Source organism: Marinomonas sp. MED121 (genome assembly GCF_000153025.1).
Lineage (GTDB): Bacteria > Pseudomonadota > Gammaproteobacteria > Pseudomonadales > Marinomonadaceae > Marinomonas.
The window spans coordinates 339,021-363,991 of sequence record NZ_CH672433.1 but is presented as its reverse complement, the minus strand read 5'-3'; the positions used below and the strand labels follow the sequence as shown (position 1 = coordinate 363,991).

22 protein-coding genes are annotated in these 24,971 nt (G+C 40.0%); 10 read left to right on the top strand and 12 right to left on the bottom strand.

Annotated elements, in window-relative coordinates:
- Nucleotides 1–3: 3 nt before the first annotated feature.
- From pseC to MED121_RS20105, 3 genes are all read right to left on the bottom strand, one after another.
- Nucleotides 4–1,206 (bottom strand): UDP-4-amino-4,6-dideoxy-N-acetyl-beta-L-altrosamine transaminase, encoded by a 1,203-nt coding sequence (gene pseC, locus MED121_RS20115; RefSeq protein WP_009835618.1) that lies wholly within the window; start codon nt 1,204–1,206, stop codon nt 4–6.
- A gap of 3 nt (nt 1,207–1,209) precedes the next feature.
- Entirely contained in the window at nt 1,210–2,202 is a 993-nt protein-coding gene (gene pseB / locus MED121_RS20110) for a UDP-N-acetylglucosamine 4,6-dehydratase (inverting) (RefSeq protein WP_009835617.1), read from the bottom strand.
- Between the two features lie 102 nt (nt 2,203–2,304).
- Complete coding sequence (locus MED121_RS20105) at nt 2,305–2,874, bottom strand: DNA-3-methyladenine glycosylase I (protein WP_009835616.1); 570 nt, start codon at nt 2,872–2,874, stop codon at nt 2,305–2,307.
- A 117-nt stretch (nt 2,875–2,991) separates the two neighbouring features.
- Here MED121_RS20105 and MED121_RS20100 point away from each other — a divergent pair, with 117 nt between their 5' ends.
- The 7 genes from MED121_RS20100 (at nt 2,992) to MED121_RS20070 (ending at nt 9,772) form a co-directional block, all read left to right on the top strand.
- On the top strand, nt 2,992–3,888 hold the full coding sequence (locus MED121_RS20100; protein ID WP_009835615.1) for an energy-coupling factor ABC transporter permease: 897 nt from the start codon (nt 2,992–2,994) through the stop codon (nt 3,886–3,888).
- Nucleotides 3,881–4,489, top strand: a complete 609-nt coding sequence (locus MED121_RS20095; RefSeq protein WP_009835614.1) for an NUDIX domain-containing protein — start codon at nt 3,881–3,883, stop codon at nt 4,487–4,489. Before MED121_RS20100 ends, MED121_RS20095 begins: the two co-directional genes overlap by 8 nt.
- A gap of 71 nt (nt 4,490–4,560) precedes the next feature.
- Nucleotides 4,561–5,520 (top strand): acetyltransferase, encoded by a 960-nt coding sequence (locus MED121_RS20090; RefSeq protein WP_009835613.1) that lies wholly within the window; start codon nt 4,561–4,563, stop codon nt 5,518–5,520.
- A 3-nt stretch (nt 5,521–5,523) separates the two neighbouring features.
- Nucleotides 5,524–5,982 (top strand): DUF1249 domain-containing protein, encoded by a 459-nt coding sequence (locus MED121_RS20085; RefSeq protein ID WP_009835612.1) that lies wholly within the window; start codon nt 5,524–5,526, stop codon nt 5,980–5,982.
- A gap of 59 nt (nt 5,983–6,041) precedes the next feature.
- Entirely contained in the window at nt 6,042–6,620 is a 579-nt protein-coding gene (locus MED121_RS20080) for a YqiA/YcfP family alpha/beta fold hydrolase (RefSeq protein ID WP_009835611.1), read from the top strand.
- Between the two features lie 181 nt (nt 6,621–6,801).
- The gene (parE, locus tag MED121_RS20075; protein WP_009835610.1) at nt 6,802–8,700 is read left to right on the top strand and encodes a DNA topoisomerase IV subunit B; all 1,899 of its coding nucleotides are present in this window, start codon (nt 6,802–6,804) and stop codon (nt 8,698–8,700) included.
- Between the two features lie 133 nt (nt 8,701–8,833).
- A complete protein-coding gene (locus MED121_RS20070) occupies nt 8,834–9,772 on the top strand; it encodes an HD domain-containing phosphohydrolase (RefSeq protein ID WP_009835609.1) in 939 nt (312 codons plus the stop codon).
- Nucleotides 9,773–9,784: 12 nt separating this feature from the next.
- Here the strand turns inward: MED121_RS20070 and rrtA are convergent, their stop codons facing one another.
- The 3 genes from rrtA to MED121_RS20055 form a co-directional block, all read right to left on the bottom strand.
- Nucleotides 9,785–10,315, bottom strand: a complete 531-nt coding sequence (gene rrtA, locus MED121_RS20065) for a rhombosortase (protein WP_242603234.1) — start codon at nt 10,313–10,315, stop codon at nt 9,785–9,787.
- 180 nt (nt 10,316–10,495) lie between these two features.
- Entirely contained in the window at nt 10,496–12,469 is a 1,974-nt protein-coding gene (locus tag MED121_RS20060) for a reprolysin-like metallopeptidase (RefSeq protein WP_009835607.1), read from the bottom strand.
- Nucleotides 12,470–12,573: 104 nt separating this feature from the next.
- The gene (locus MED121_RS20055; RefSeq protein WP_009835606.1) at nt 12,574–12,891 is read right to left on the bottom strand and encodes a hypothetical protein; all 318 of its coding nucleotides are present in this window, start codon (nt 12,889–12,891) and stop codon (nt 12,574–12,576) included.
- Nucleotides 12,892–13,093: 202 nt separating this feature from the next.
- Between MED121_RS20055 and MED121_RS20050 the strand changes: the two genes are divergently transcribed.
- Nucleotides 13,094–13,705: a UPF0149 family protein gene (locus tag MED121_RS20050; protein WP_009835605.1), complete on the top strand. Its 612-nt coding sequence runs from the start codon at nt 13,094–13,096 to the stop codon at nt 13,703–13,705.
- A gap of 77 nt (nt 13,706–13,782) precedes the next feature.
- Here the strand turns inward: MED121_RS20050 and MED121_RS20045 are convergent, their stop codons facing one another.
- The 5 genes from MED121_RS20045 to MED121_RS20025 all read right to left on the bottom strand — a co-directional run bounded on the left by MED121_RS20045 (nt 13,783) and on the right by MED121_RS20025 (nt 20,531).
- Nucleotides 13,783–14,979: an amino acid aminotransferase gene (locus tag MED121_RS20045; protein ID WP_009835604.1), complete on the bottom strand. Its 1,197-nt coding sequence runs from the start codon at nt 14,977–14,979 to the stop codon at nt 13,783–13,785.
- 316 nt (nt 14,980–15,295) lie between these two features.
- A complete protein-coding gene (locus MED121_RS20040; RefSeq protein WP_036181279.1) occupies nt 15,296–16,960 on the bottom strand; it encodes a formate--tetrahydrofolate ligase in 1,665 nt (554 codons plus the stop codon).
- Between the two features lie 397 nt (nt 16,961–17,357).
- Entirely contained in the window at nt 17,358–18,665 is a 1,308-nt protein-coding gene (locus MED121_RS20035; RefSeq protein WP_009835602.1) for a DSD1 family PLP-dependent enzyme, read from the bottom strand.
- 9 nt (nt 18,666–18,674) lie between these two features.
- Nucleotides 18,675–20,084, bottom strand: a complete 1,410-nt coding sequence (locus tag MED121_RS20030) for a D-arabinono-1,4-lactone oxidase (protein WP_009835601.1) — start codon at nt 20,082–20,084, stop codon at nt 18,675–18,677.
- An 87-nt stretch (nt 20,085–20,171) separates the two neighbouring features.
- Nucleotides 20,172–20,531 (bottom strand): c-type cytochrome, encoded by a 360-nt coding sequence (locus tag MED121_RS20025; protein WP_009835600.1) that lies wholly within the window; start codon nt 20,529–20,531, stop codon nt 20,172–20,174.
- A gap of 228 nt (nt 20,532–20,759) precedes the next feature.
- Between MED121_RS20025 and MED121_RS20020 the strand changes: the two genes are divergently transcribed.
- Complete coding sequence (locus MED121_RS20020; RefSeq protein ID WP_009835599.1) at nt 20,760–21,833, top strand: AraC family transcriptional regulator; 1,074 nt, start codon at nt 20,760–20,762, stop codon at nt 21,831–21,833.
- 212 nt (nt 21,834–22,045) lie between these two features.
- On the top strand, nt 22,046–23,170 hold the full coding sequence (locus MED121_RS23910; RefSeq protein ID WP_009835598.1) for an outer membrane protein transport protein: 1,125 nt from the start codon (nt 22,046–22,048) through the stop codon (nt 23,168–23,170).
- A gap of 91 nt (nt 23,171–23,261) precedes the next feature.
- Here MED121_RS23910 and MED121_RS20010 read toward each other — a convergent pair whose 3' ends face one another.
- Nucleotides 23,262–24,875, bottom strand: a complete 1,614-nt coding sequence (locus tag MED121_RS20010; protein ID WP_009835597.1) for a response regulator — start codon at nt 24,873–24,875, stop codon at nt 23,262–23,264.
- Between the last annotated feature and the right edge of the window lie 96 nt (nt 24,876–24,971).

The window sequence follows — 24,971 nt, the reverse complement described above, 5'->3', positions numbered from 1 at the left end:
GGGCTAATCCAAGTCGGTAAAATGAGATAAAGTTTGACCCAAGGTTTGTTTTACACTTTCTTGTTGCTCAAAGCTTAGGCTTGAATATAGAGGAAGTGATAAACAGCATTCGTAGTAGTTTTCAGCATTTGGAAAATCTCCCCTTCTAAAGCCCAGATTTTGATAATAGGGTTGAGTGTGAATGGGAATGTAATGTATTTGTACGCCTATACCTTGAGATCTTAAAGATTGAAAAATTGCCTTTCTATGGTGTGTAAGTTTTGTACTGAGACAAATTGGGTACAAATGAAGTGCAGAATGCAGGCCTTCTTTAAGCTTTGGCAAGTGGATATCTAGGTCAGCAAGTAGTCTTGAATAGTTCTCAAATAGCTGATGCCTTAAGGCAATAAAGTGGTCTAACTTAGCTAACTGGGATAAACCTAAGGCTGCTTGCATCTCAGTCATTCTATAATTGTAGCCAAGAGACTGCTGCTCATAATACCAGCTACCTTGGCCTCTATCAGACAGCTGATTTTCTTCGCGAACGGTCCCATGACATGCAAATTTACGCATTTTGTGGGCCAGCGCAGGTTTGTTTGTAAGGGCTAACCCTCCTTCCGCTGTCGTAATTATTTTGACTGGATGGAAGCTAAAAACACAAATATCAGAATACTCGCAAGCACCTATCTTTTTGTCTCGGTATGAGGCACCAACGGCATGTGATGCGTCTTCAATAATTGAAAAATTATACCTGAGGGACAGGGCGTGAATTTCTTGCATGTCACACGGTTGGCCAGCAAAATGAACGGGAATAACGACTTTGGGTAGCTTTCCTTCTCTTTCTGCAAAGGCTAACTTTTCTGCCAATTTTTTTGCACATAAGTTATAGGTATGTGGATCGATATCGACAAAATCTATTTTCGCATTACAAAAAAGTGCACAATTTGCCGATGACAGAAATGAGTTTGGGGAGGTCCAAACAAGGTCATTTTCCCCAATTTCAAGTGCCAAACAAGCGATATGTAAAGCGGCAGTCGCATTCGCTACGGCGATTGCGCTGTGAGCGCCAGTATAATCACAAAATGCTTTTTCAAAAGCGGGTATTACAGGGCCTTGAGTTAAAAAGTCAGACTTTAATACCTCGACTACGGCATCAATATCAGCACTATCAATACTTTGTTTACCATAGGGGATAAATGACGCTTCTGTGGCTTTATTTAATGTCATAGTTCACCCGTTATTGAAGTGCTTAATTTCATCAATACTTAAAAAGTGTGGGTTAGTACCAGAGTGATATTCGAAACCTGTTTCTACTAACGCACCTTTTTCTTCGAGCTTGTTTTTGTTAAAGCCAATATCATCATGATAAAACTTAATGCTTGGAGCGATGACATAATGATCATGGTATTCAAAGGTGTGATAAGAGTCGTCAGTAGGGCACATTATCTCATGCAACTTTTCACCTGGTCGTATTCCAACTTCTTTAATTGGTGTATTCGGTGCGTAGGCTTTTGCCAAGTCAATAATTCGAACAGAAGGTATTTTTGGAATGAAAATCTCACCCCCATGCATGCGTTGAAAGTTTTTTAGAACGAAGTCGACACCCATTTGTAATGTGATCCAAAAGCGTGTCATTTCTGTGTGAGTCACAGGAATATGTTCAGCTTTGTCTGCCACAAGTTTTTCGAAGAAAGGCACAACAGAGCCGCGAGAACCCACTACGTTACCATATCGTACAACCGCAAATCGTGTTTGGCCTTTACCTACCATATTGTTAGCAGCGACAAAAAGCTTGTCTGATGCAAGCTTAGTTGCGCCATATAAATTAATTGGCGCAGCGGCTTTATCTGTCGAAAGAGCAATGACTTTTTCAACATCATTGGCTATCGCTGCTGCAATGACATTTTCAGCGCCATGTATATTGGTTTTAATACATTCCATTGGATTGTACTCTGCAGCAGGCACTTGCTTTAATGCGGCGGCGTGTATGACAAAATCTACATCTTGCATCGCTTGCATGAGTCTATCTTTATCTCTCACATCACCGATGAAGTAACGCATGCAATCTGCATTGTACTCAAGTTGCATTTCATATTGCTTGAGTTCATCTCGAGAAAAAATGATTAGCCTTTTGGGTTGATAGTTTGCTAATAAGGTTTTTACATACTGTTTGCCAAACGAACCAGTACCACCAGTGATTAAAATACTTTTATTATCAAACATGTGTTTTACCAAGGCTAAAAAAATTACAGAAAACAAATTTATATAATAGTTATATCGGCAATTTTTTTAAGAACATTAACTAAATCAAAATCTTGCCGTTTTTTATTCTGACTCACTGTGTCTAGCACTACATTCTTTAATATGGTCATTTACCATGCCAGTTGCTTGCATAAATGCATAACAGGTTGTTGGTCCAAAAAACTTAAAGCATCTCTTTTTCATGTCTTTTGAAATAGCTTTAGATAGTTCTGTGCTACTGGGAACCTGACTGATAGATGCGGGGTTATTATCTATGACTTTATGATTGCTAAATCCCCAAAAATATTGGCTAAAGCTGCCAAATTCTTTTATAAGTTTTTGAATTTGTTGCGCATTATTAATGGTGGCTTGTATTTTTCCTTGGTGGCGTATGATGTCTGGGTTGGTCAGTAATTTGGCTGCTTCTTCATCGCTCATATTGGCGACTTTATCAATATCAAATTGATAAAAGGCTTTGCGAAAACCCTCACGCTTATTGAGTATGGTGATCCAGCTAAGTCCTGATTGGGCACTTTCTAAGGTTAAGTATTCAAATAGTTTTTGGTCGTCATAAATGGGCTTACCCCAGTCTTGATCGTGATATTCAATATATAGATCAGAAGACAAGCACCAAGAGCAACGCAAAAGTGACATAATAACAACCCAAGTAATAAAGTAGGCCTATATTCTGCCTTACTTTTGTCTTGAGTGAAATTCAACTTGTTCGCCTATGATAGGGTTATCTATTTTATATGTTTACAGATATTGCTTATGAATATATCCGCTAGCTTATTAACTTTAGGGCAAATGTGGTTCTTTAATTTACTGCTATTCCCCCTCATCTATTTATTGCTAAAAAAACTTGATTGGCATGCATTGGTTAATGATAAGGGGTTGCAGCACCGGTTTTTTGCGGTGTGTCTACTGCTGCTTTTGATTTGGCAGGTAAATATCAGCCTTAATCTTGATGTCACCATCCACTTTTTGGGCATTACTACCTTGTGTCTAATGTTTGGCTGGCAACTCGCTTTACTTGCAGGGTTCATCGCACAATTTGGGTTTTTATTTACAGGTGCGGGGCAATTGGAGAGTTTTGGGCTTAATTACTTTATTAATGCTGTTTTTCCAATTCTTTTCACTTGGCGAGTTCATGTGTGGATAGAGTCTTTAAAACCGCAAAACCCCTTTGTTTTTATTATGGGGGCTGGCTTTATGAGTTGCTTGGTATCGAGTGTCTTAGTAGCCATGTTTGCTGGCATTATGTTGTATATGGGTGGTGAGTTTCTGTTTGCTCTAGATTTGCTTGATTATATTAGTTTTTTACCGCTTTTTATATTTCCTGAAGCGGTTGTTAATGGCATGTTTATCTCAGGGTTCAGTATTTTACACCCCCATTGGATGTATGCTTTTAATGATGAGCGTTATTTTAGAAGGCCAGAAGTAGGGCATGAAGTAACCTTTAAAAATACACCAAAAGCATTGGACTTAGATGCACAAGAGATGCAAAACGATAGGCATCAAGAGGATGAAAAGAAAAAAAATGAAAGGACACAAGAAAACTTGGATCTAGATAAATATCGCCCGCCAGCAGGTTGGCAAAATGAGGCGCTTGATAAAGATAAAAAAGAGCAAGACTTGATTGAAAAGGACAATAAAAAGCATGACTAAATTTACACAGAATGATGTACTCATTGAAAAAGAAGAAACGCTTTATGATGGTTTCTTTAAAATGAAAAAGGTCAGGCTAAAACATCGTCTTTTCCAAGGGGGCTGGAGTGCATCCATTGAACGTGAAATGATGGTGAGAGACGATGCTGTATGTGTTTTGCTATATGACCCACGATCAGATCAGGTGTTATTAATTGAACAGTTTAGACCTTGTGCTGTTAAACATGAAAGCCCTTGGTTGCTTGAGTTAGTTGCAGGCATGGTGGAGCCCGGTGAAAAAGATGAAGACGTGGCAAGACGAGAAGCATTAGAAGAAGCTGGTGTTGAAATAAAACGATTAGAGTATATGTTTAAGTTTGTTCCTTCTCCTGGAGGCTTAGTTGAGTATTTACGCATGTATGCGGGGGAGTTTGATGCAAGTCAGGTCGATTTAAGCCAGAGTTTTGGGCTTGAAGAAGAAGGAGAAGACATACGTTTACATCTAATGTTGGCTGAAAATGCCATTGATTTATTAGATTCAGATATAGACAATGCAAGTACCATTATGGGACTCCAATGGCTAGCTTTAAATAAAGACCTATTACGCCAGAAGTGGACATAAAAAATATAATATAAAGCGCTTCAAAACCCCATAAATTAGCTGACTTGCTTCATGAATGGGTAATTATTTCCATGTTTAAAATATTTGTACCTTTTATCGCCCCCTTTAGACCACTATTGGGGCTGATCTCTCTTTTATATCTATGTGTGGTTACATTAGTCCTCGCTGGATTATTACATCTTTTTGCTTTGTATTATTGGTGTTCTAACGGACTGATAAATAAATCGAATGAAGATGCCTTACATCAACTTTATGAAGCCTGGTTTGCGTGTATTAATTTTTGGTTAAAGCATGTCTTAAATGTGCATTGGGAACTTGATGAGGAGCAAGTAAGCCAAGCTAAAAGCTGGAATTTAGTCATTGCTAACCATCAAACTTGGGTTGATGTTTTTGTCGTTTTTGCCCAAATACAAGGGCGAATGCCTTTGCCAAAAGTCTTTATGAAACATTCACTTATATGGTTTCCCTTGATTGGAAGTGCAACCTATATAATGGGGTTTCCTTTTATGCGACGTTATAGCAAAGCCTTTTTAGCCAGGTATCCTCATCTTGCAGGTAAGGATATAGAAACTACACGTCGTTCGTGTAAGCGATTTATGCAAGCACCGAATACAGTGCTAAGCTTTGTGGAAGGAACGCGCTGGAGCAAGGCAAAGCACTTAAAACAAGGATCACCATACCAGCACCTGTTAAAGCCTAAATCTGGTGGTATTGCATTTGTCTTGCAAGCCATGCCAAATAAATTTAGTTCAGTTGTGGATATGAGTGTTATTTATCCACAAGAAAATATTTCATTTTGGGATTTGCTCTGCGGACGTTTACAATCTGCTAAAGTGGTGGTTAGGGAGATCCCATTACCACAGGATGTTTTAAACTCACCAAATTTTGAGCCTGCAGGGATAAATAGACCAGAGTTTAATGATTGTTTTAATCAATATTGGGCTGCTAAGGATAAGCGTATTGGTCATTATAAAGAGGCACTGGAACAAGACGCTAAAGTGCCAAAACAAGCCGTGATTAAAAGTAACTAAAGTATGATAAAAGATGCATATGTTCCCGATTTAAGCAGCTTGCAAATGCTAGGCGAATTAAACTATCGCCGAATTGTACGTATTACACGTGGCAAAGAAGCAGATGCACAATGGCACTTTTCAGTTCACACCATAGGTGGGCAAGAAAGTCGCTTAAGCTTAGTGCTGACCGAGGAAAGTCAATACACTAGCCAGCTGCAATTAAATTTTGGTCAACAAAAAAAGTCAGATTTATTGTTTGATCATGGTGTTGAAATGACAGTACGCTTATATCATGACGTTAAAATAGCGGAAATTACAGATGGTCATCGCCAATACCAGGGGGTTTACCCTTATCCTAATGATGCCATGTTGCACCGAGATGAAAAGTTTCGCTTAAATCAGCAGTTAGCAGATTTATTAGAGCTGTGTTTAAAACATGGATATCGTCTCAATCAAGATGACCTAGTGGCTTTTGCTTAAACCATTTCTATCCTTCCTATTCTGTTAAATTCAAAACGTTTCTAACCGAGCCAAATACCATGCCTTATCTTATTTACCTCCATGGTTTTAATAGTTCTGAGAATGCCCATAAAGCCAGTTTACTTAAGCAACGCTGTGATGCCTTAGGCTTGGGGGAATCATTAATTATTCCAAGACTTAATTGGCAGCCAGAAAAGGCTATTCAACAACTCGAAGCTATCATTGAGTCAAAACTGTCCTTGGGAGTGACACTTTTTGGCAGCTCCTTAGGGGGATTTTATGCCACTTATTTAGCGCATAAGTATCAAGTGAAGAGTGTGGTGCTTAACCCGGCGGTTGGCGCGCCTGTATTACTTGAAAAGCATCTAGGTGTACAAAAAAATTATCATACAGGTGAAGAGTACCATCTCACTGAGCAGCATATTCATCAATTAACCGCCTATGATGTCGCATTAACTCGGCCAGATTTATTTTGGTTAATGCTGCAAAAAGGAGATGAAACTTTAGATTACCAACACGCTCTTGATTATTATCTGGGGGTTAATACGCTTTTAGAGGAGGGGGGGAATCATAGTTTTGAGGGCTTTGAGCGCTATCTTGATCAGCTAATATGCTTTGCTAAGCTTGAATCAAATTAAAGTATTCAGCCTTATATTCCTTTCTTCTTACTTGTACCTTTCTCGACTGTAATCTATCACATGGCAGTGTTAGACTGATGCCCAATATTTTAAACCTTATTCATATATGCTTGTTTTTATAACGTTAACCTGGTGTGTATTAAGATGAATAAGAAGAACCCTTTAGAAGTTGGAATGAAGAATGTCTGCCAATCAATATAATGCGGATTCCATTGAAGTCCTAAGTGGCTTAGAGCCAGTTCAAAAACGTCCTGGTATGTATACAGACACCAGTCGGCCAAACCACTTAGCACAAGAAGTTATTGATAACTCAGTAGACGAAGCGCTAGCTAAGCATGCTGATAAGGTTGAAGTAACCTTACATAAGGATGGATCTTTAAGTGTCGAAGATAACGGTCGAGGCATGCCGGTTGATATTCATCCTGAAGAAGGCATATCAGGCGTTGAACTAATTTTAACCAAGCTACATGCGGGTGGTAAATTCTCTGGAGATAACTACCAGTTCTCAGGTGGTTTGCACGGTGTGGGTGTGTCAGTTGTTAATGCCTTGTCAACCCAGTTAGATGTGTGGGTGAAGCGTGACGGAAAACAATTTCATATTGCCTTTGCCGATGGTTTAAAAACACAAGATCTAACGGAAATCGGCACCTGTGGTAAAAAAAATACTGGCACCAAAGTTAGCTTTAAAGCTGATCCAAAATACTTTGATTCAGCAAAAATCTCTGTCACCAGATTAAAACATTTATTAAAAGCCAAGGCGGTACTTTGTTCTGGCTTACATATGATTTTCATTGATGAATCCGGTGCTGAAACAGTCAAAGAAGAATGGTTCTTTCAAGATGGTTTAAAAGATTATTTAGCTCAGGCTAATGCTGGCTTTGAACTCTTACCTGAATCGCCTTTTGTAGGCGGTATGACGGAAGTAACGCAAGGGGTTGATTGGGCAGTACAGTGGTTGCCAGAAGGAGGGGAATTAGTGACAGAGAGTTATGTCAACTTGATCCCAACCGCACAAGGCGGTACCCATGTGAACGGCTTAAGAACAGGGTTGCTAGAAGCGATTAGAGAGTTTTGTGATTTCCGAAATCTATTACCACGTGGTGTAAAGCTGACTGCTGAAGATGTTTGGGAAAGGTGTAGCTATGTCTTATCCGCGAAGTTGCAAGAACCACAGTTCTCAGGTCAAACGAAAGAGCGTTTGTCCTCGCGTCAAATTGTTGCCTTTATTTCTGCCACTGTAAAAGATGCCTTTAGCCTTTGGTTAAATAAACATGTTGAAGACGGGCAAAAAATTGCTGATATCGTCATCTCTAGTGCGCAAAAGCGTATGCGAGCAAGTAAGAAAGTGGTGCGTAAAAAAATTACGCAAGGTCCTGCTTTACCTGGAAAATTGGCAGACTGTGCTGGGCAAGATACCGTGCGAAGCGAACTTTTTCTGGTGGAGGGTGATTCTGCGGGTGGATCTGCTAAACAAGCCAGAGATAAAGAGTTTCAAGCTATCATGCCACTAAGAGGTAAAATCTTAAACTCTTGGGAAGTGGATTCTTCTGAAGTGCTTGCTTCTCAAGAAATTCATGATATTTCTGTTGCTTTAGGTGTTGATCCTGCTGACGAAGATTTGTCTCAACTTAGATATGGGAAACTCTGTATCTTAGCGGATGCTGACTCTGATGGGCTGCATATTGCGACTTTATTGTGTGCTTTATTTGTTCGTCATTTCCCAGCATTGGTTAAAGCGGGTCATATTTTTGTCGCCATGCCCCCCTTGTATCGGATCGATGTGGCAAAAGAGGTGCATTATGCCCTTGATGATGAAGAGAAAGATATTATCTTACATAAGCTAGCGGCTGAACATAAACGCTCGACGCCAAACGTACAGCGCTTTAAAGGTTTGGGTGAGATGAATCCATCTCAATTACGAGAAACGACTATGGCACCGGATACTAGGCGTTTGATTCAGCTAACCATGGAAGATGCAGATACAACAGGTGAAGCCTTAGATAGATTACTATCTAAAAAGCGGGCTGGTGATCGTAAAATTTGGTTAGAAACCTACGGTAATCTCGCAACCATAGATTAATAACTCCTTTCCAATTGGTTCACCCATTTTTTATTTAGATTTGGGTGAACCTAGTGCCCTTCATTTTGTCCTAATAGCTATATTTTATTCGTGGTAATAATGCCATCTTCGCTGACATATCATAGGTAGTTTTATGAGCTTACTGAGTAAGGTTAATCAATGGGTTTCGGGTGCACCGGAAAAGTCTCAAGTGAATGGCTTAAATAATACTCATGTAACCCATTTATTATCTAGCTTGATGACCATGGCATGGTTTGTAGAAGCTAGAGATCCCTATACAGGGGGGCATTTATGGCGTGTGGCGAAGTTCTCCGAATTAGTTGCCTTAAAGGCAGGTCTCTCAAAAGATGATGCAGCCAGAATTAGTTTGGGTGGTTTTCTACATGATTTAGGCAAGGTAGGGATTCCTGATGCAATATTACGAAAAGCAGACAGGTTAACGGATGAAGAATATGATGTGATTAAAACTCACCCTAACATTGGCTTTCGTATGTTATCAGGCCACCCTTTAGCTGAGCTGGTGAAAGATGCGGTGTTATTACACCATGAGAGGCCCGATGGCCTTGGGTACCCGCAAGGGTTAAAAGCCGATGAAATTAGCGATATGGCGAAAATAGTTGGCTTGTGTGATGCTTTTGATGCGATGACTAGCTCTCGTCCTTATCGTGCTGGCATGCCTCAAGAAAAAGCGTTATCAATTATTGCTAATAATAAAGGCACACAGTTTGATTGTGTTTTTGCAGACGCTTTAATTGCTTTGGGTGAAGAAGGAAAGTTAGCTCATATTATCGGCCACAGTGATGAGGGCATTCCGCTGCAATCTTGCCCTACTTGCGGGCCAACGATTGTCGTGCAAAGTGAGCATAAAGCAGGAGATCACTTACATTGTCCCAAGTGTGCTGGCAGCTTTGAGCTTGCTAAAGACAATGATGAGATTCAACTTAATCAGCTGGGGGTGATGGCCAGCGCCAAAGAGTTAGAACCTAGTTTAGATAATGGGCTTATTGCACGACAACTAGATAACGTGATAACAGGCTTAAGCCATGAAACAATTGAACAGCACCTGCTTTAATGCTGTTTATCGTTAAATAAGAAGACGAGATTTTTTCTCTTTAAATAGAAAGAGAACAGCGACTGGAATGGCACTTAATACGGCAACGAGATGAACATTTTTTGCAATCACTATGCCTTGTTCAGCAATAAAGCTGGTGGTTTCAAGCCAAGGTTGTAGCTGGAGAACAAGTACTAAAATAATTAGGTTGCAGATAAGCGGATTCGACTTCCAATAACGAATCGAACCAAATGCGAATAAGCCGTATAAAATACCAGAGAAGCCCGCATAAGTTGCTAATTTATAGCAGGTGAGTAAGTAACTATCACTAATCACTAAAATGAAAAGAATGCTAACTGACTGTTCTTTGAAGGCTGATTTATGATTCATATCATCCATAAAAAGCCAAATATAGATCATTAAACCCGCCATATTCATTGTTAAATGGCTTAGATTCCAATGTGTAAAGTGAGCACTTACATACCGCCAGAGATCTTGATTCCAGTCGCAAGTCGTGAGCCATAGTGCTGTCCATGACTCACTATAAGGTGCAAAAAATAACATGAGTAGAAATAAGCTTGAGTACAAAGCTTTTAAAGGTGTGCCCAAGCGATTAGATACGTTAGTTTTTATAGATTCAGATGTCTGCATAATATTGTGTCATTGATCACTCAATAGCCCATGGTAAGTACCATAAACACTTACACAATATTACATTAAAAAAGACGATAATTTGACTTTTTTTTACAAATAACGAGATCTTTCAACAAACCTTAAAACGCATAAGCTTGAAAATACCATAATTATCCACCATCCAAAGCTCCCTGATCCGTCACTTGAAGAGCTTGAAGCGCTTATGTTACTAATGCTTACCTTATTATTAAGTACATTAAAAAATCTTAAGTCGTCGCAACGTAACATTAAGTTGCTATCAGATGTAAATGAGGATGGAACGATAACGGTTGCAGAACCGTCGTTTACTATACTGTCTGCAAGCACCACGCTGAAATCTCCGTCATTCGATGGCGATAATAAAATATCAACACTTGAGCATGATATTGGTGAAATGTCTGTGTTTGCTACTTCCCAGCTGATAGATTGGCTTTCGCCAATGGACCAGGAGGATAGGCTAGAGGGTGAAGTGAATTCGAAAATATTATCAGTTGTGACTACTGTGATAACAAGATCATCATAAGCTGTTCCATTATTTTGATCTCTCACTGTTAACCTAAAGTTTAAATCCCTATCACTTGCAGGGTACGCTTCCCCGATAGAAGTCGTATTTTCAATGACATCTTCCAAACGTGGAAGATATCTAATTGAAGAAGTTGTTCCTTCCCATGTTCTGAAGATAGGTCTAGAGCCATCATCTTCCATTGTAGCTTGACTTGAAGATGAATCTCCTAAATCCATTTGCTCCCATGTATACAGAATAGAATCTCCATCATCATCACTTGCAGAACCTTGAAGAATAAAAGGAACACGAGAAGGTATTGTGAAGTCGGACCCAGCATCAGCTGTGGGTGGAGTATTACTTGAAGTTGTTGATGAACTGCATGTTGCACCATAACCTGTTGTAATATATGTGGTTATTTCATCAATTGAAGCTGCGTGAAAATACGCATCGCTATTATCTTGTAAGCTTTCATCTCCACAAATACCTGCATAAGCCATGATGCTAGATCCACTGCCTGGTTCATAAGCGGTGGTTGATGATCTATTTCCACCTCCACAGCTACTTGTTGTGCCATTAAAGGTATGATTTGCATTGAATTGATGGCCAATTTCATGCGCTACATAATCAATGTAAAAACTATCACCTGTTGGAGAGCTAGAACCTGTTAAGCCCTGCGCTTTGTATGTGCTATTACATACGCCTGCGTAAGCTACACCACCACTCGTGGTCGAAACTAGGTGTCCAATATCAAACTTACTAGAATCCCCTGCAGTGGTATCTGCATTTGCTTGAAGGTCTTGTAACCAACCATCGTCTGGGTAGGGGTCTGTATCTGAATCAGTAAATATGTAATCTTCAGTTTCATCAATGAGCTCTAAAGTAATGCCTAAATCTGACTGATAAACCTCATTAACTCTATTAACCATGGTGACAATTGCGGCAAGAGCGGCTGTTTTTGATCCAAAATATTCTGTATATAAACCTGACGCGCTTATAAGTAACTCAAATGTCACTTCATTACCTGAAGAGCTTGCTTTAGCAGAAGGGGTAATACTTGAGGCGCCTTCAGTGTTATTGTTAATTGTTTCTAAAAGGGTATCAGCATTGTTTTTATTAAGTGGAGTCGCATCTTTTGCATAATAACTGGCGTAATCAGACGTGTTACCTATATATTCAGGGTCAATATAAATTAGCTCTCCCTTGTGCCTAAACATTCCGTGAAAACCTAGTTCATTAACATCAAAGCGTCCATTGTTATTTACATCGCTAGTATCAACACCTTTAAACGTTTTGATTTCAGGGTAATTAGCTGCGATGCCTGACTGCATAATGCTGGACTCAGTAAATCGGTAAGTGCTGAATTCACCATTTGGTAATGGAATTTGCAAATCAATATAGCCTAGACTTTCATCTATATTTAGGAGGGCTTGACTGATACCGTCAAAATCTACATCCACTTCTTGCTGACTATTTGCTGAGAAAGTTTGCTTTAGCGTTGTTGCCGACTTTGCTGAAAGAATGCTGGTTTCTTGTGTGCTCATTGTCCAAAAGTTCTGAGCCTGTAACGGAAGTGAAAAAATACTGATGATGAATAGTAAAAAATATGAGGGACGCATAAATCCTTTGCTCTTTAGGCTTGAAATAATTAATTATAATGTTTAATGCATAAGGCTTTAATTTGCTGATTGTATTCGCTTGCAAATTGAAAGGCCGCTTTTCGAGAATCTAAATTTTCTCCTTGCTGGATGAAATCACTTGTATTTTCAATGATACGTTTCCCGCAAATGTTAAGTAACATCTCCAGTTCTTTTGGTTCAACGCCTGGAAAATTAGGAACACGACCACCGAGACTTAAGAGTCGAAAGTCTTTGTTAATCTTTGCTTCAGTTATAGCTTTATTTATTTCCTTTTCTCCAGAACATGCACTGATAAAAAGTAAAACAAATATACTTAAAAATTTCATATAATGACTTTCCAACAAATGAGAAAAAATCTTTTAGCTGCTTATACTAATGTAAGCAAAGTATCATATATCCCAGTATCTCAAAAAAGAAAAAGATAAGAAATTAACTTGCAGCAAGAATAGTGATTTAGCGTTAAAATAGATAAATAAGTGCATTATAAAATGTAGGAAGTAAGTTGTTGTATCCTACTAAGGAATCATTATGACAGAAGAGCAAAATCAAGATGTGATTGATGAAGACGCTCTTTATAATCGTCTTGATCATTATCTTTCTAGCTATGGCTGTGAGCGTTCTCTTATGTGCGTATCTGAGCTGGATGGTTATTTCACCGCTTTGGGTTGTACTAAGGAAAGCTTAGAGCCCGATGCTTGGATATCGGGCATTTGGGGGGTTGATGAAGATCAGCCTAACTGGGCATCACCTGAAGAAGAAGAAGAGTTTTTAAGTCTCGTGTTGCTTATGTATGTCAACACCATGGACTGCCTTGTCAAAGGCGAATTACATCCTGTTTACTTACAAGTAGAAGTGGACGGTGATCAAGAAATCGTGATTGATGAGTGGTGCGTTGGCTTTATGCGAGGGGCACGTTTAACAGGTCTAACTAGAAAAGGCGATAAAGCTTTCTTGGATGAAGTGCTGGCATCGGTCCGCTTATTTGGTACTGAGGCAGGTTGGACTAAGTTAGATAATATGAGTCGTGAAGAAATTTCTTTCTGGCAAGAATTAATTGAGCCATCCATTATGCGTCTTGCTCAGTTTAATCATCCTGAGATTAGTTTGGCTGAATCCAAGAATCCGCCTGTATTGCATTAGAAATCCTTAAATTCAGCGTATAAAAAAGGGAAGCCAGTCGCTTCCCTTTTTAGTGTCTTTAAACGCTGTAAAAGCAATTAGCCCACAACAGTTGCGATAGACTCCGCAAGGTACTCAAGGTTATCGTCTGTGATACCGGCGATATTCATACGGCCCGTATCTGCAATATAGATGGAGAACTCATTACGTAATCTAAGTACTTGCTCAAGCGTTAGACCAGAATACGAGAACATGCCTCTTTGATCTTTAATAAAGCTAAAGTCTTTTGTGCATGATGATTTTGCTAGGCTTTCTACTAACTTATGGCGTAGGTCGTTAATACGATCACGCATAGTCGCTACTTCCGCTTCCCACTCAGCATGCAATGCTTTGTCTTGCATTATGGTATAAACCACAGAGGCACCGTGAGCGGGTGGCATAGAATAGTTGGCACGAATCGCCATACCCACAATAGAAAATGCATTGCTTGCTTCTTCAGTAGTTTCAGCAATGATGCTCATACCACCGCAACGTTCGCGATATATGCCAAAGTTCTTAGAGAAGGAATTAGCAATTAGCATGCTAGGCACACGCTCCGCCATGTATCTTAGGCCTGCCATATCTTCATCAAGACCATCACCAAAGCCTTGGTAAGCAGCGTCAACTAACGGAAGCAAACCTTTCTCAAGTACGAGATCTGTAAGAGCATGCCAGTGTTCGATTTTCAGATCGATACCCGTTGGGTTATGGCAGCAAGCGTGAAGCAAAATGGTATCACCTGCTTTTACTTCTGCTTTAAGCGTTGCCATCATATCGTCAAAACGAAGGCCATTCGTTTGTGCATCATAATAAGGATATGCGGCTATCTCTATGCCAGAGCTTTTAAAAATAGGTAGATGGTTGCCCCAGGTCGGATCACTTACCCAAATTTTAGGATTGGCTAGGTTAGCCCCAATAAAATCTGCCGCGACTTTTAGTGCACCAGTGCCGCCTGGTGTTTGTGCAGAGAAAATACGCTTGTCAGCAATTATCTTGCTGTTTTCACCTAAAAGTAGTGTTTGTACAACAGGTGCAAATTCAGGAGCGCCATTAATGCCAATATAGCTTTTAGAGTCTTCTTGCTCTAATAAAATTGCTTCGGCTTTTTTAACACTATTTAAAATCGGTGTATGGCCAGAATTATCTTTATAAACACCCACACCCAAATCAATCTTTTTAGGATTTGGATCATTACGGTGAGCTATGATGAGAGCTAATAAAGGATCGCCTGGAACCGCTTTTAAGTGCTTAAACATGGTGCTTGAGTCCTATTTTTTAGAGGGCTGGAAAAGCTTGTCTCAAGGGAGTTTTAGAATATTGAGACAAGTTAAAAATCGTCTTTTATTCTGCCGTATTTGCATTTAATTACAATCATTAAATAGGGAATTTTAAATTGAATAAAATTCTATTCTGTAAAGAATTCAATACAGATTATAAAAAGGTGAATAGGGTTTAAATAAAAGTTAATGACTTCTAAGGGAACCTGCTGATTGATCGCATCACGAGAGATCAATGACCCCTCTTGATGTGATCAATAGAAGCGTTACTTTTTGCTTCCATAAAGATGAAAACTTATTCTAATCCTTTAATGATGCCGCTATCGAGTAATTCAATATTATTAGCCGCAGGCTTTTTGGGTAAGCCTGGCATACGCATTATATTGCCAGTTAGTACCACTAAAAAACCGGCTCCAGCATTGATCTGAATAGCCCTTACTGTGACTTCAAAGTCTCTGGGTCTACCATGAAGAGTTGGGTCATCAGATAAAGAGCTAGGTGCTTTGGCAATGCAAACAGGCAAGTGTGTGAGTTCGAGTTGTTCCACATGCTTTAGGTCTTTTTCGGCTTCTTTAGAAAAGGCGACATCAAATGCCCCATACATGGCTTTGCAAACCGCTTTCACCTTTTCAATCACAGGTAAATCTAATTGATAGAGGGGTTGGAAAGGACGATTCTTACTGACCGACGCCATCACAACTTTCGCTAACTCAATCGCACCTTTACCGCCATTGGCATGGTGTGTGGTTTCTGCAAAAGACACATTATGTTGTGCGCATCTGGCCCGAATTAAGGCAATTTCTTCATCTGTATCGGTGGCGAAACGATTCAGTGCAACTACTGGATGCTTATTAAATAACTCAACGCTTTCAATATGTTTATCAAGGTTCTCTAAGCCCTTTTTAACCGCTTCTAAATCCTGTTTGGCTAAGTCATCTTTAGCCTTTCCTCCATGCATTTTCAGTGCTCTGACCGTGGTCACCAATACCACGGCATCAGGGTCAAGCTCTGCAATACGACATTTTATATCGAAGAACTTCTCAGCTCCTAGATCAAAGCCAAAACCTGCTTCGGTAATGGCCCAATCTGCGTGATGCATGGCCATGCGCGTGGCAATAATACTATTACAACCATGGGCAATGTTGGCAAAAGGACCACCATGGACAAAAGCTGGCGTCCCTTCAAAGCTCTGTACCAAATTAGGCTGCAGTGCATCTCTTAATAACGCCATCATAGCGCCAGTGATTTCTAGCTGTTTTGCTTGTACTGGCAGACCTTCAAAGGTGTAACCAATTAAGGTACGATCAAGGCGTTTTTTTAAATCGCTTGCATCCGTTGCTAAGCAGAGCATGGCCATTACCTCAGATGCAGCCGTAATATCAAAGCCCCCTTCGCGAGGGATGCCCTGCATTTTACCGCCTAAGCCAAGTACAATATTTCTCAGGCTTCTGTCGTTCATGTCCATGACTCGACGCCAGACAATTTGCCTAGGGTCTATGTTCAGCAAATTTCCTTGGTAGATGTGATTATCGATTGCGGCTGAAAGTAGGTTATTGGCACTGGTTATGGCATGAAAATCACCGGTGAAATGCAGATTAATCCTGTCTCCCGGCATGATCTGACTATAACCGCCCCCAGTTGCACCGCCTTTCATGCCTAAACATGGCCCTAAAGAAGGTTCTCTTAAGGCTAAACACACAGATTCATTTAATTGAGTAAAAGCTTGGCCTAAGCCGATTGTGGTGGTGGTTTTGCCTTCGCCGGATGGTGTGGGGGTTGTGGCTGAGACGAGAATGAGTCTGCCTTGTTTGTTGGACACTTTATTGAGTGCGGCAAGGTCTACCTTGGCGATGTCTCGTCCATAAGGTAGTAAGTGGTCAGCTTCAATACCTAAATGGTCACTGATTTGGGTAATGGGTTTAGGGGTGAACTCTTGTGCGATTTCAACGTCTGTTGCCATGATTGGCTCCTTGTTGGTGAGTAACGCGCTTAAGTGAGGTTCATTGCCCATTTGTCTAAGCAATCACCTGGCTTTGTCGTACCTATAATCTAACCTCTAGGTTACTTTCTTGATTTGATCTCACTCTCGTTTTGAGGTGAAAGTGCGATCATGCTGCCTGATGACTTAAATTTGAAATGAAGTCCTACACGAAAATCGGCTGTTCGCACATCTTATTAAGCTACAACTCATAATGCTGCTTGTCAAAATCTAGGGCCTTGTTTCTGCTAAATAATAGACTGACTAACCTCATGACCTAGCTAATATTTTAGGCCGTTTTACCAAAGAGAATCAGGCAGAGTAAAGCCTTTACTTGAGCTGGTCTTGTTTTGTTCTTGCCTAATTATGATTTGCTTTTCTAAGCTGTTTCTTCTTTTAATACAGACCAAGAATCAATAATTCCCTCTTGGTCGTAAATGATTAGATTACCAAATTGCAAAAAGACAAATTCGCTTTGTGTTGGCCTTAAAAAAATCCAATCATCTGTATTAAGCTGAATATGCTCAGAACCATTGAGCATTTCTTGATTTGTTGAGTGTCCCCAAACGGGATTAATGCTAAGTCCTTTTGGTGAGATAGGATGGGCTTTCCAGTTACCGCCATAGGTATAAAAAGTTTTACTGCGATTAGGGTTCCAAATTGTCATCAATCGACCTAAGCCATCAACGCCAGGAATTTGAGTATCTTGCATCACTTTGAGTACAGGTGTGGCGATAAAGGCGGCGGCTTCATGGTCAGACAGAGTATCTAAATCAAAATCACTGGGTTTCACTAAGCAAGAGCCTGCTGCGACTTCATTATGTGGGTAATCTCCTTCATCATAATAGCGATAGGTAGGGCTACCTGCTGAGTTTAGTGTGAGTTCATCTGTATGCTTGCCTGAAATTTTGAGCGCTATGGCAAGCTTATCTCGATAGCTTTGCATGGCAGCATCTCTTAGTGCTAGCTTGCTCCCAGGCACTTTCGCTACATGGGGTTCGTATCCCATCAGCCCTGAAAAACTGAGTGCTGGATCGGCGTCAATTTGCTTCAGCATTTTCTCAAAGATAATATCATCGGCGACACCACCACGATGAAAGCCGATATCAAGCTCAATATTAATGAGCATGTTTATTTTTAAAGAATGAGCCAAATTCTGATATTGGTTAAGCCTATGGGGGGAATCGATTAGCCACTGTAATTGTCGTTCTGGTTGAAATTGCTCCTGAGTATTCTTCTTGGGTTGGCGTTCAAATACTTGATAAAACTTTGCCGCGGCATTTACCGGCAGGGGTTTTCCTAAAAGCACATCTGAATGGGGGAGCTCTGTGGCAACTTGATTTAAAAATGGCTGGTGGAAAACCATGAGCTTTTGAGTATTTGCTGTTTCCATTATCAATTTGAGTAGTGGAATTGAAGGCAGAGACTTGGCCACTATACGATAATCAAAGCGTCCAGAAATATGCTGTTTTAATACTTTTATATTTTCAAGTAAGAGGCTTTTATCTATCACTAAACTGGGCTTGGATTGTTGGGCCTTATCTAGGGCAAGACTCATTTTTTTAAAATATTGGCTATGGTTCTCTCCCATATCGTTTGGTTTGAGAAAGCCAAGGCCGGTCAAAGTGGCTAGGCCTAACCCTCCAAGGATAAAGCGACGACGTGATGATTTAACTTGATCAGACATGATGCGCTCCTATGCAATATCAAACAGGCTTTTTAAATAAGGGTTCAAAAATTTACCTTCTGGATCCAATGATTGCCTGATGTCTTTAAAGTTTTGCCAGTTAGCGTAATGGGCGGCAAATTCCTGGCTTTGCATGCTGTTGAGTTTGCCCCAGTGTGGACGCCCGCGATATTTCTTAAAAATAGGTTCTACCGCTTTGAACATGGCTTGATAGTCTTCGTTATAAAATCGATGGACAGCGATAGAGCAGGTTTCACGACCATTAAAAGGGCTTAACCAAATATAATCACTTTTGACGAATCGAAACTCGAACGGGAAGAAAACTTCATCAAAATGCTTTTCGACCATGTCTCTAATTTCTCTGAAAGCTTGAACTGCGAATTCTCTTGGTAAGTGATATTCCATTTCGTTAAAGCGAACATTGCGTTCTTGCGCATAGTTTTGCCATGAGTTGGCTATGGTGACTTCCTTCTCAATTTTTTGCATTTCATGACTTAAAATATACTCTCTAATTCTGGGTGACCAAGCTAACCAATCTCTTAGTTGTTTTAGGGTTTCAGTGCCATCATTTTGGTCTATTTTATCTGTGACAGAGATCGCTTCGTCTGTGATGTTATGGGTATCCAGTAAGCCATAGCCAGAAAAAGGGATATAGAAAAATTCGAAGTTTCGATTCGCCTGAGCAATTTGCTCGGCATTATCGAGAATCTCATCAATAGGTAAGCAAGTTGTTTCACGTCTAAGACGATACTTGGGCATATTTTGTAAACGAATTTGAGTGACTATGCCTAACGCGCCAAGGTTGACTCTGGCAGCTTGGAAAATGTCTGAGTTTGTCTGTCTATCGCAAGACAAAACCTCACCATTGGCTGTCATTAACTCTAAGCCTTCAACAAAGTCAGATAAGCAACCTAAACTCGCCCCTGTGCCATGGGTCGCAGTGCCGAGTGCGCCTGCCAGTGTTTGCTCATCTATATCTGGCATATTTATCATGGCTTGGCCTCGCTCAGCTAATGGTTTACCTATGTCTCCTAAACGTGTGCCAGCCATAATAACGGCTTGATTAGTGCTTTCATCATGTGAGATAACCCCTGTCATACGGCTAAGAGACAGTATGGTATCTTGAGTGGGGACAAGGGGGCTAAAGGAGTGACCTGCGCCAACGGGGCGAATATGGCCTTTGGTTTGAGTAATAATTTGCTGTAACTCAGTAAGGTTTTTTGGGGCAATGCGCGATTGAGGGAAGCACTCTTGAGAGCCTGACCAATTGCGCCAAGGAAGACTTTTTCTGGTGGCTTTCTCTAAATTTTCCCCAGATGTAATTGTGTTGGTTTCTTCTGCTATGCTGATATTAGGGCTTAAGCTAGCACCGACTGCTGTACCAATTAATGAGCCTAATAAGTTACGTCGACTAATCATATTTTGCGTCCTTTTTTGTTCTTACTCTTGCTCTTAGTCACACTTTTAGAAAAGCATGTGAAAACTCGTTTGGTCGTGATTTAACTGCTATTTACTTTGCGCCATAAATTCAATGAGTTGCTCAAACTCTTCAGCGCTGCAATCCATGCACATACCAAATGGCGGCATTCCACCAAAACCATTGACCACATGAGTCAGTAGGGTTTCCATGCCTTTATCGATTCTTGGTTGCCAAGCAATGAGGTCGCCTGTAAGAGGGGCTTGTGTGTCTGGGTTGGCATGGCAGGTCACGCAACTGCGTTGATAAATATCATTTAGATCTTTATTTGAAGGTGCGAGAGATCTTGCTTGTTCAAGCCTGATTGCATCATCTTGCACCTGCTCACAGCCTGTTATGAAAAGTGAGCTAAGGCAGGTTAATAGAAATAAAAAGTAGGGTTTAAGCATGGCTTTTTAACCTTTTTCAAGTTGCTAATTAGAAAAAAACTACTGACTAAAAGGCAGAATGTCTGGGTAAGTAATATGCGCTTGAGTAATTAATTTCTATTTTTGTTGTCAATTACTGAATATCGGATTTAAATGTTAGGTAGTTTTAACGGCAAGAAAAACCACATATGAGGCCAGACCCTGACAATCTCGGCCAATTGTAGAAAAATAAAAATAACGATAAGACCTATGACTCAGACTTTGCGTTCGCCTTTGGCGCCCTTTGCTCGACAAGATTGCGCGATACCCACTTATTTATTTCATTTAATCACCAGCCTTTTTTATCAAAGGGGTTTAAATACGGTGGCATTGACGCTAGATGCTGGTATTAAAGAAGAAGAGTTGACCCATGAAGGCACCTTAATTTCATTCGATCAAAGCATGGTGATTATTGATAATGCGCTAACGCTCAGTGGTGATTCTGCGCTTGGTTTAGCGATCGGTCGTCAAGAAAGTTTGAGTGATTTAGGTATGTTAGGTTATGCCATTGCCAGCTGTAAGAATGGATGGGATGCATTACGTATTGCAGAAAGCTATTTTCAAACCACCACTAACCTGACTCATGTGCAAATGAATTTTGGGGAAAATGAATGCAGGCGTTATTCTCGTCCTACCCATCAAGTCTCTGAGCATCTTTTTAGGTTTTTAGTGGATGAAGATTTATCAGGCCATGTGAAATTAACCCGTGATTTTCTAGATGAGTCTTATGCGCCACTTGCCGTACATTTTGCCTATCCAGAACCTGATAATTTGAGTCTATACCAAGATTTTTTTCGCTGCCCTTTAGTTTTTGATGCACCAGTGAGTCAGGTTCTGATTCAACAAACAGATTTAGAGCGAACGAATCAGTCCTATAACCCAGTTACCGAGAGTCTAGCGATTAAACTTTGTGATGAGATGTTATTGCAGCAAGACTCTAATCGCAGCCTTGTTGGCAAGGTGCATTTAGCATTATTAAGAACACCCGAAAAATACCCCTCTATTCAAGAAGTGGCCGAACAATTAGCAATGAGTGAACGTAGTCTGAGACGACGGCTGACTGAGCTCAACACCTCTTACAAAGAGATCTTCAATACAGTCCGCCAAGAGCTTGCCTTACGCTACTTACAGGATTCGAATCTCGCAATGGAAGATATTGCGCAACTTGTTGGCTTTAGTGATAGCACTAGCTTTTATCGTTCTTTTAAAAAATGGACAGGTAAAGCGCCTTCCAGTTATCGCAGTAACGCTATTTACTCAAGTTCTAACTCAGAATTGAATTAGTCCGATTTTGTCAGGATATGGCCGAGCTGGTTATTCTTCTCTTCAAAAAGATCATGATAGTCTGAAAATCAATGCTTTTAACCACATTTAGTTTGAAATTCGACACTTGAGGCGACTTTTATGAATCTGTCTCAAAGGGCTTGATTAGCCATATTTTTCACTAGAAAGGCTTAAAAGTAGTCAAAACAATAATAAAAAATTAGGGACTATCCATGAATAAATTCAACAAGCTGTTGGTGTGCTTAGCATTATTAGCACCTTTCGCTGCAAGTGCTGCTGTCTATGAATTCACACCTTATGATTTAAGCTTGGTTTACAGTAATAAAGATAAGGTAAGCCTTGCCTATTCAAGCTATCGCTATAACTTTAATGGTGATTATAGCGCTAGCTTAGGAGGCGGGCAGACAGGTGAATCTTTTGCTGATACGAATGTGTACACTTTAGGCTTGCATAAGCAGCTTACCGACAAGTTGGATATCAGTGCACAAGTTTACGATCCCTATAATTTAAATGTTTCTCACCAAGAGGGCTTTTATGACGGCACCAAGGCTTTAATAGAAACTCAAAGTTTGGCACTTACTTTTAAATATCAACTTAATGAAAGTTACTCCCTGATCGCCGGCCCTACCATTAATAAAACATCAGGCAATATGACGATAAATAGTAATATTGCTTCAGTCTCCGCTAACCAAACCCCTGGCAGTGTACCCAGTATCGAAGCTGATTTTGGCTCGGATACCGCGCTAGGTTATCTGGCTGGTGCCGCTTTGGAAATCCCCGATATTGCTTTACGAGCAAGCCTTGTTTATCAAAGTAAGGTGGATCACAGTTTTGATGTAACAGAGACAAGTGACATTATTTTATCGAATACGGGAGGAGCAACAGACACGGCTAAAAGTGGCAGTGATTTTAGTTTACCTCAGGCCATTATATTTGATTTTCAAACGGGTATTGCAGAAGGTACCTTGCTGACTTTCAGTGCCCAGTGGCGTGAATGGAGTGATCAAGTGATTAGCACCTCTGTCGCGGGTGAGTTGGCAAGTTATGATAAGGATGCTATGACCTATAAATTAGGTATCGCTAGGCAGTTTAATGATGAGGTGGCAGCTTACATTCAATATGTTCATGAAGAGCGCCTTGAAGATGACGTAAATCCTTTAGCGCCTAATGATGGCTATCGAGGCATTTTCCTTGCTAGCTCATTTTTAGTGAATGATATTAATCTCATTGCTGCCTATGAGTATGCAATGGCAAAAGATGTGGTCGATGAAATGGGAACTGAATTTGAAGATAATGTCATTCAAGGGGTGACCTTGATGGCAGAATATTACTTTTAATATGCCACTAAAAAGCACTCTTTCGAGTGCTTTTTAGTGGCAGGTTTTACAATTAGGTTTGTTTTTAATAGTCTTTGGCGAAAGACAAACCTTAGTTTAAATAATTTTTTTCTAGGTAACGCTTTAAACTTCTATAACGTTTAAATTGGCTGTGTGTTTCGGTAATGTGGCCAATTCTATGTAATGCATCGAATGAGATATCCACCATATAATGTGTTGGACCTTTATCTTTCATTACTTTTAAGGCCGTTTGAATGATGTTCATGTTCAAACCTGGGTGACTGGGTGAAAACTTTTGAGCTTGTATCAAGCAGTCAATGGCCTCAGAGAACATTCCTTTTTCAAAAAAGTCTAAGCCTTTTTGGTTTTCTTCTTTGGCACGTAAGCGCGCTTTAATGCCAATCGGTTCATCGATAAAGGCATTAACCTTTGCCACTAGGATTCGGTTGTTAGCGTTTTCCTCGATGATTTTATTAAACAAGTTTTTTGCTTCGTCTTGGCGGCCTGTTATGTAAAGGGTTTTTGCTAATTCAAATTCGATTTTAGGGCTTAGTAATTCAGGTTGCTTTTCAATCAAGTCCTGTGCTTTTTGTAATGCATCTTTAGCTTGATCGCGTCTACCTTGACTATTAAATACCTGACATTCCACCAAGCGTCGTTGAAGATTTGTCTCATCTTTATCAGGAAAACGCTTATTAATTTGGCTTAAAATCACGAAGGCTTCTTGCGCTCTTTTTCGTGCCTCAGGTGAATTATCATCAATGATGGATTCAGCCACAATCTGAGCGAGCTGTAAGTGCTGACTTTCAGAAGCATAAATAGAGTTTTTGCTTAATTTTAAGGTGTGTTGACCTGACTTTAGTGCCGTACTCAAATCACCATTAGATAAGCTAAGGTCAACGAGCGACTGCTGCCTAGTTATCACATAGGGCGAGATTTTAATGGCAGACTCTAAGCTATTTTGAGCTAGTTGAGTGAGCCCCATCTGCTTGTAATACACAGCTAATAAATCATAAGCCGCGGTATTATTATGAAAGATAGATACCATTTTATTTAAATGATTAATGGCTGACTCGGTAGAGCCTTCTTCATAGAGTGCTTTGGCTTCAATTAACATTGCCCAATCGAGGTTTCTAGTTTCTTGTAAGCTAAAGCAATAATCCAATACTTCTTTATAACGACAAGATTCAAATAAGGCATCAGCTAATTGTTTTTGACACCAAGATTTATAATGGGTGTTTTGCTCGATTTGCTCATTACAAAGGGCGATGACCTTATCGTGATCGTTTTGTTCTATCGCATTTTTAATATCAAGAAGCTCAGTGTTTTTATTAAACAAATGCTTAATACGCTTGATTAACTCTGACTGATTAAATGGTTTAGTTAAAAACTCATCTGGCTTAGATTCCATCAAGCTCATAATGACATCACGGCTTGTTTCAGCGGAAATAAAGATAAAAGAGGAGGTGGCTTTTAGGTAACCGAGCTTGCGTATTTCTTCTAATACCTGCTGCCCATTTTTACCCTTTCCTAGGTTATAGTTACATAGAATGAGATCAAAAGCCGTATTACGACATGCATCGATGACACCTTTACCATTAGATGTCACACTCACTTTATTAATGTTTAATGAAGCAAGTATCTTTTTAATAGACTGTCGTGAATTTTGAAACTCATCGGCAATAAGCACTTTTAGTGAATGCATAGTAGCCCCCTTACCTTATCTCTAACACCCTAAGCTTTAGTTACAATGTTTAACAAATAGTTTGTTTTTGCTTAGGACTTGATGAAAAAATATTCT

Bases quoted from the DNA above. Each gene is read 5' to 3' on its own strand.
- MED121_RS20035 (WP_009835602.1), bottom strand. From the start codon at position 18,665: ATGTCTGATCAAGTTAAATCATCACGTCGTCGCTTTATCCTTGGAGGG.
- MED121_RS20025 (WP_009835600.1), bottom strand. From the start codon at position 20,531: ATGCTTAAACCCTACTTTTTATTTCTATTAACCTGCCTTAGCTCACTT.
- MED121_RS20020 (WP_009835599.1), top strand. From the start codon at position 20,760: ATGACTCAGACTTTGCGTTCGCCTTTGGCGCCCTTTGCTCGACAAGAT.
- MED121_RS20040 (WP_036181279.1), bottom strand. From the start codon at position 16,960: ATGGCAACAGACGTTGAAATCGCACAAGAGTTCACCCCTAAACCCATT.
- MED121_RS20085 (WP_009835612.1), top strand. From the start codon at position 5,524: ATGATAAAAGATGCATATGTTCCCGATTTAAGCAGCTTGCAAATGCTA.
- MED121_RS20030 (WP_009835601.1), bottom strand. From the start codon at position 20,084: ATGATTAGTCGACGTAACTTATTAGGCTCATTAATTGGTACAGCAGTC.
- MED121_RS20010 (WP_009835597.1), bottom strand. From the start codon at position 24,875: ATGCATTCACTAAAAGTGCTTATTGCCGATGAGTTTCAAAATTCACGA.
- MED121_RS20095 (WP_009835614.1), top strand. From the start codon at position 3,881: ATGACTAAATTTACACAGAATGATGTACTCATTGAAAAAGAAGAAACG.
- rrtA (WP_242603234.1), bottom strand. From the start codon at position 10,315: ATGTTATTTTTTGCACCTTATAGTGAGTCATGGACAGCACTATGGCTC.
- MED121_RS20050 (WP_009835605.1), top strand. From the start codon at position 13,094: ATGACAGAAGAGCAAAATCAAGATGTGATTGATGAAGACGCTCTTTAT.
- MED121_RS20105 (WP_009835616.1), bottom strand. From the start codon at position 2,874: ATGTCACTTTTGCGTTGCTCTTGGTGCTTGTCTTCTGATCTATATATT.
- pseB (WP_009835617.1), bottom strand. From the start codon at position 2,202: ATGTTTGATAATAAAAGTATTTTAATCACTGGTGGTACTGGTTCGTTT.
- MED121_RS20090 (WP_009835613.1), top strand. From the start codon at position 4,561: ATGTTTAAAATATTTGTACCTTTTATCGCCCCCTTTAGACCACTATTG.
- MED121_RS20100 (WP_009835615.1), top strand. From the start codon at position 2,992: ATGAATATATCCGCTAGCTTATTAACTTTAGGGCAAATGTGGTTCTTT.
- pseC (WP_009835618.1), bottom strand. From the start codon at position 1,206: ATGACATTAAATAAAGCCACAGAAGCGTCATTTATCCCCTATGGTAAA.
- MED121_RS23910 (WP_009835598.1), top strand. From the start codon at position 22,046: ATGAATAAATTCAACAAGCTGTTGGTGTGCTTAGCATTATTAGCACCT.
- MED121_RS20080 (WP_009835611.1), top strand. From the start codon at position 6,042: ATGCCTTATCTTATTTACCTCCATGGTTTTAATAGTTCTGAGAATGCC.
- parE (WP_009835610.1), top strand. From the start codon at position 6,802: ATGTCTGCCAATCAATATAATGCGGATTCCATTGAAGTCCTAAGTGGC.
- MED121_RS20060 (WP_009835607.1), bottom strand. From the start codon at position 12,469: ATGAGCACACAAGAAACCAGCATTCTTTCAGCAAAGTCGGCAACAACG.
- MED121_RS20055 (WP_009835606.1), bottom strand. From the start codon at position 12,891: ATGAAATTTTTAAGTATATTTGTTTTACTTTTTATCAGTGCATGTTCT.
- MED121_RS20070 (WP_009835609.1), top strand. From the start codon at position 8,834: ATGAGCTTACTGAGTAAGGTTAATCAATGGGTTTCGGGTGCACCGGAA.
- MED121_RS20045 (WP_009835604.1), bottom strand. From the start codon at position 14,979: ATGTTTAAGCACTTAAAAGCGGTTCCAGGCGATCCTTTATTAGCTCTC.